Here is a 6,325-nt window from a genome sequence, read left to right as displayed (position 1 = left end):
ATGTAAATTATTCTTCTTAAACCCGGTTTTATCTATTATAATATATTATTAATTATCATACCACATAACATAAATCCTTCATATCCTTATAATAGGGCCTTAATTCCCAGAGCATATAAAGTATTTAAATAAAAACGCCGTATAACGTTTGTTATACTGCATTAAACCTTTCAAGCATCTTGCATTCCCGTTTGAATGAGCGTTTTCATTTTTCTGATATAAAAGTAGTGTACTGAACCCAAAAAAGGAAGCTAACCGTGTAGAAATGTTTATATTAGCGGCGAGCCGAGAGGAATTCGAATCTCCTGTGACTGATTCATCACGCTATGTTATGATGGGTAAACCAGTTGGTTCCAGGAAAGATAAGGTTCATGTATTTATGTAGGCGCTCACTAATATCACAGGCATATCTCAAATCCTTTTTTGCATAGTTCATATTCCACTAATGTTCTTTTCTAACAGCATAGATAATCTTAAGGTCACTATTATTTATACTTGGAATCGGATTATGGCCAAATATTGTTTTAAAGGCCCCCTTCGTTGCAATGAAATTTGTTTTGAATTCGGCCTTGATTACGCTCAATGGATGACGTACAAAATTTTTAATGGAATTTTTTATCTGGTCATGTATTGAGAAATCATATACAGAGAACCCATAATCTGTAAGTTTACTTGGGATATCCATTATATTTTGCTTACCGTGGAGTTCCATGGCAATCTCTCTTACTCTTAACAAGAAAGTAGGGTCTTTAAAAACTAACTCTTCACCCCCTTCAATATCCATTTTGATTACTATGTTTTGGTTCTTTCCACAATACTCGTCAATTATCTTATTGAGAGTAATAGTATTAACTTTTAATCCACTTTTATTACCAATAATGCTTGCACTAACACCTTCTCCTTGAATAAAAGCCTCACCGTTGCTGTCTGAAAGTGCCATTTGTAAGATTGAAACGTTCTTCAGTTGATTTAAATCTAAGTTCGCCTTTAATATTTCAACGTTATTTTGGTCTGGCTCAATTGCGATTATCTTTCCCTTACTACCAACAAGTTTTGCTGATTTTACAGTAAAATCCCCAATATTAGCTCCAGCATCTATCACGACGTCTCCTTCTTTAATTTCTAATTTACCATATTCATCGGCAATAAATGTTGCATAATAAAGAAAAGGTTCATTCTTATTCACCATGAGTTCAATTTTACCATAAGTCAATTTTACTGTTTGCACAAAGTTGTATAGAAATTTCGTTTATAAATATTTCACGTCGCAATATTCAGATAATGATCACGAACATTGTTTGGTTAAACGTTATATCCTTGTAGTGGTACTAGGATATAAGCAGATATTCACCGCCCTCATCGTATTTTTTGATGAACACATACACCTTCTTTTCAGGATGTTCCCTTAGTGACAATGTTAAGGCTGTCCTTCTGGGTATCTTCTTCGGAGATCCGTGGGTTTTAAATGTAATTGCAGTAGACCATAAAAATATTTAAAAACAAACAACCAATGAGTGCTTGTAAAAATATGAAAGATAATAAAATGAAGCTCAATATTTATGATGTGGTTTTTGTTTTGCCAAGACCTAGTATTGCTTATCCACCAGGTGGCTATATTATTGTTTACAGGCTTGCTCAAGCACTTAATAAGGGAGGTATAAGAACCTCTATCATTTTTTAAAGAAGCCAGAAATTTATATAGAGAATTATAATGTTAGTCAAAATGTAAAGAATGAGAATAGATGGTATAGGTTGATGGTATATTTATTTCAATTATTATTTAACTGTAAGAGAATTAATTTGTTCTATAAATTACGACTATATAAACTCCTAGGAGTTGATTATAATTATTCTATTTTAGATGATATTGATTTATTTTATTATGAAACTATTGAAGATGTTAAAATTAAAACAAATATAATTATAGCTACTGCATGGGTAACTGCTTATTTTGTTAGGGAATATGTTAAAAAGCATAAAATCGAAACGCTATACCTTATCCAGAATAGCGAAGACGATGTCTCTTTTAGCGGATAGTATTCCAACAATGCAAAATTTACATATACTTTTCCATTTAAAAAAATTGTCATAAATCAAAAAGTGTATAACAGGTTTAAGGCGGAAAAACAATTATTTTTCCATGTCGGTATTGATACCCAATTCTTTAAAAAGTTAACAAAAACTAATGATAGAGAATACATTATGTTTCCATTAAGAAAAAATGAATCAAAAGGCTCAATATATGCTATTGAATGCATTAGAAAATTATTGCAAAATAATGAAAATATAAAAATAACGGCATTCGGAGATTATAAATTGGATGAAATACCGGCAGATATAAGGAACGAAATAATTTATTATTACAGGCCATCCAGAAAAGTTTTGCTTGGCCTGTATAACAAAAGTATGATTTTTGTCTTGCCTTCTATAGTCGAGGGAATGTCATCGCCACCTCTGGAAGCGATGGCATGTGGTTGTGCTGTAGTTGTAACTGACAACGGAGGAGTAAATGAATATATTAAAGATGGCTTAAATGGCATTATTTTCCCTGTGAGAGATTCTGATTGTTTGTATCAAAAGGTTATATTATTAATCAATAACAAAGCTTTAAGGGAGCAAATGATTCAAAACGGATTGGAAACAGCTAAAGAATTTAGCTATGATAACATGAATAAGAATTTTATTAGGTTAATTGAAGAAGTTCAAAGAAGAAAATCTTAAGATAAATAGTATTACTACTTCACAATGGTTATATTTTTTTGATATGTATGAATTCTCTTTTCTATATTTAATATATAATTTTAATTTCTCCATTATTACAATACACTTTGTTGGACTATCTAAACGATCGTGATCTGTGCCCCTTTAATTCTGGACAGTTTTGTATAATGATTTTAGCCATGACGCCATTATGGCAATGATCAGGGGGCACTATTAGTTCCATGTCGTATAATCCACCCTATTAAGCTTGTATTTCCCTTTTCATATTCAAGTATAATAATATTGCACAAATGTACCGACAATAAGCAAGGCTGTTGGAATATAGAAAAAGATTGTGATAACTGTAGACCATATAATGAGGAATAGACATAGCTAAGAAGAAACTTGATTATTGTATTATATACAACATTTTCTTATAATATTCAAGCTTTTTGTCTCACGATTTAGGATTAGATCATTACACTTTTATGTCTTGTAAATATTTTCTTCATACACCTGATTTTGCATAGATATAACCGATACTCATGTTATGTTCTATTGCATCTTTATCAAATACTTTTACAGTTTCAGTATAAGTTACAGTGAATCCTGCATCTTCAAGTTTATCCTTTAATTTTTCATAACCGTGGTGGTACTCGATTTGTATTCTTTTAAATTTCTTTAACGTATCGTTATGCTGGGGATATAGATAAGACCTCAAAACGTGCCCGCTTTTTATATTCAATTACTAAAATATTAATATTCAAGAATTAATGCGATTTATATAGTAAAAATAAAATTTTAACGATTTTGGATTTATTCTTCAATACATTCTTTTCTCTGATTTTCTTCTTGAAGTTATTCGATCCTCTTTTAGATATTCCCTTATCCTACACATCTTTCATCTTGAGTGATAAGGCCCAATTCTTGAATTCCTCTTTATTTTCATATTCCATGTATGAATCATCATCAATCCCGTTGGGGTCATCAATGTTGTTAGATTCCTTGCCAATGTATCGTATCTTATCAACAACAATATGTTTCCTCTCAGCAAAGCAGTCCACATAATCGAATTTGTTATCGTTATGCATCACTATTTATGGGGCGGAGATTATTATCACGGCAATTACTGAATTCCCTGACGTTCTCAAACGTTATGTTCTTAAGAGTATGCTGTTTACCCTTAAGAACATAACGTTTATTGAAATTGTCCCGAATTTTCTCAATCAGTTCTTTAGCCTTATTCGGCTTCAATCTTATGTGATAATTTTCAGTTGTGATAAAATCTGATCTTTTCAATCCTGATTCAAGCATCTCGATGACGGAAGAATCTATCACGTATCTGAACAGTTCCTGTAAATCATAGACTAATGGATGTTTTGACGGTGCAATTTCGTGTACAAATCCAATTGAAGGGTCTAAACCGATTGTGTTGGTGCATTTCTTTATTAATGATTGAAGAATTGCATATCCGTAATTGAGCCTTGCATTTACAGGATCGGGGACATCAATATTCCACTAATATTATTTATTCCTCCCAGATTGGAAATTGAATTCATGTGCCAATTCATTCAATACTTTTGGGATAATTGAGAAATAAGAGGATACATAGCAACAATCATAAGTCGTTAGGTTTTTTGCCTTTATAATAAGATCCCTCATACTTTTTAATCACTATCGTATCTATATTGTAAGAATTTGAAGGAAGAGCCAGTAAATTCATAGATGAATACACGATTGTACACGTGGATTGCTTTACACCATCATATGCAATGATTCAACAATTTGATTTGAATCTCAACGGCTTTGCATTTAAAAAAGGTGTAAACACAGTAAACACATTCGCCGATCCAGCGACAACACGAGGTAAGCAACATAATCGTACAGTATGACGTAAATATAACTAATAATGAATTCTACCCTTGCAACGTAGGCCTATTTTCCAATTTATATGTTGCATGAAGTTCTATGATAATCCGCGGCAGCTCCAATGCCATCACGAATAATACCTTTGTAAAGGTTAACTCTACAGCGATCAATTCGCCCATAAGATATGGAGATCCTTCGTCTATCCCTAATATACTATGGCATTGAATTTAATTAAGCTGGTCTACCGGCAAATACGTAATGGACGTTGTTAATGGAACTACATATAACACGAAAAATTCATCCGTTATATTTATAGAGGCTCCGAACGATCCTAAAAACGGCCTAAACAGGATAAAACTTTATATCTAGCACAGCTAACTTGATATTGCCATACGTTACGATTAATCTTCCCTTAGCCTTATCTCCAGGGTATAAGGTACCATATAAGAAGATCGGTCTGCCCAAAAAATACAGATATATCGTTACTAAATAGAATAACCAAAAACAGCGCAGATCAATATGTAAACTTTACAGCATAAAATGCGGCTTGCATATAATCCATTGAATTGGTTGAGATCATTACACACGGAACCGATTGCTGTTAATTGTAATGCTGTAACTATACTGAAACTTTGTATCATATCACGTACAAGTTTATATTCACGGATAAGGCATCTTCCATGCTGGCTAGTACCCCTAAATCCTGGCCATGCTTATTGTATCGATTCTTTCCATGCCTCTTCTTCATATTACGTAATTACGAGTTCTAAAAAGATAACATAGGCATGGTAACATTTCTTAACAGATCCGCTATTATAGCCATTTTCCTGAATGGAAACATAAGGAAACACCAAAAGTCAACATATTGCCCCATATTGTCCCATGCACATGTCCCATTTACTCCGAACACACCAGCAGAACCCAAATTATACTCAATTTTAGGTGTTGCAATTTGTGTTGCAACGCAGGTTGCAACATGGTTGCAACAGTTGCAACATGACCACCATGCGAATGTTGCAACTTGTCAGGAAACCCTTTATTATACGCATTTTTTTGTGTTGCAACAGTTGCAACATAGGTTGCAACATGGCAACCATGAAAAACTTAGCGTCAGTTAGAGAAACCGCTATTATACGCATTTTCTTGTGTTGCAACATGGTGTCGCAATGTGTTGCAACGGTTGCAACATAGTGTTGCATATTCATTTTATCCCGTATTATTCTAATTCCATATTTTAATTTTCATATCCATATTTTATTTTATTGCAACATGATCGGTTGCAACATGTTGCAACATGATCACCATGGAATGTCCATTTGTCAAGAAACCCTCTATTATACGCAATTTCTTATGTTGCAACTAGTGTTGCAACATGTTGCAACATAGTCACCATGAAAAAGCCAGCGTTCGTTAGAAGACCCTCTATTTTAGGCATTTTCCGATGTTGCAACTGGTGTTGCAACGGTTGCAACATAGTCTTGCATATTCATTTTATCCCGTATTATTCTAATTCCATATTTTAATTTTCATATCCATATTTTATTTTATTGCAACATGATCGGTTGCAACATGTTGCAACCGGCCTTAATTCATGATACCGATCATATGGATTTTTGATCCCATTTTCCCGATAATGACCTTGCAGTTTTTCTAAGATTTTTATTCTGTATGGTCCGTGATTCATGGTTGTCATGACAATTTTCTTCCACAGACCAGATGGATTCATGGTTCCGGTGATTCTATAGAATCTATAATA

At 33.2% G+C, this 6,325-nt stretch carries 7 protein-coding genes; 2 read left to right on the top strand and 5 right to left on the bottom strand.

Translation table 11 applies throughout. The annotated features are described in order from the left end of the window. Positions 1 to 442: 442 nt before the first annotated feature. Entirely contained in the window at positions 443 to 1,228 is a 786-nt protein-coding gene (locus tag AOG54_RS09245) for an FkbM family methyltransferase (RefSeq protein WP_054964125.1), read from the bottom strand. A gap of 300 nt (positions 1,229 to 1,528) precedes the next feature. Here AOG54_RS09245 and AOG54_RS09780 point away from each other — a divergent pair, with 300 nt between their 5' ends. Next, a complete protein-coding gene (locus tag AOG54_RS09780; protein WP_156324239.1) occupies positions 1,529 to 1,681 on the top strand; it encodes a hypothetical protein in 153 nt (50 codons plus the stop codon). A gap of 419 nt (positions 1,682 to 2,100) precedes the next feature. Beyond that, positions 2,101 to 2,721 carry a glycosyltransferase family 4 protein gene (locus AOG54_RS09235; protein WP_054964127.1) on the top strand — a complete coding sequence of 207 codons (621 nt, stop codon included), beginning with the start codon at positions 2,101 to 2,103 and terminating at the stop codon, positions 2,719 to 2,721. A gap of 487 nt (positions 2,722 to 3,208) precedes the next feature. Here AOG54_RS09235 and AOG54_RS09230 read toward each other — a convergent pair whose 3' ends face one another. The 4 genes from AOG54_RS09230 to AOG54_RS10145 form a co-directional block, all read right to left on the bottom strand. Beyond that, on the bottom strand, positions 3,209 to 3,445 hold the full coding sequence (locus tag AOG54_RS09230; RefSeq protein ID WP_156324238.1) for a hypothetical protein: 237 nt from the start codon (positions 3,443 to 3,445) through the stop codon (positions 3,209 to 3,211). Between the two features lie 145 nt (positions 3,446 to 3,590). Further along, positions 3,591 to 3,791, bottom strand: a complete 201-nt coding sequence (locus AOG54_RS09225; protein ID WP_054964129.1) for a hypothetical protein — start codon at positions 3,789 to 3,791, stop codon at positions 3,591 to 3,593. Beyond that, positions 3,784 to 4,212, bottom strand: coding sequence for a CRISPR-associated endonuclease Cas1 (gene cas1 / locus AOG54_RS09605; RefSeq protein ID WP_084795547.1), 429 nt, complete (start codon positions 4,210 to 4,212; stop codon positions 3,784 to 3,786). The genes AOG54_RS09225 and cas1 overlap by 8 nt, the downstream gene beginning before the upstream one ends. Positions 4,213 to 6,088: 1,876 nt before the next feature. After that, a partial coding sequence (locus AOG54_RS10145; RefSeq protein WP_236692488.1) for a hypothetical protein occupies positions 6,089 to 6,325 on the bottom strand: 237 nt, incomplete at its 5' end.

This window comes from Acidiplasma aeolicum (genome assembly GCF_001402945.1).
Classification (GTDB): domain Archaea; phylum Thermoplasmatota; class Thermoplasmata; order Thermoplasmatales; family Thermoplasmataceae; genus Acidiplasma; species Acidiplasma aeolicum.
This window is presented reverse-complemented; position numbering and strand designations above follow the sequence as displayed.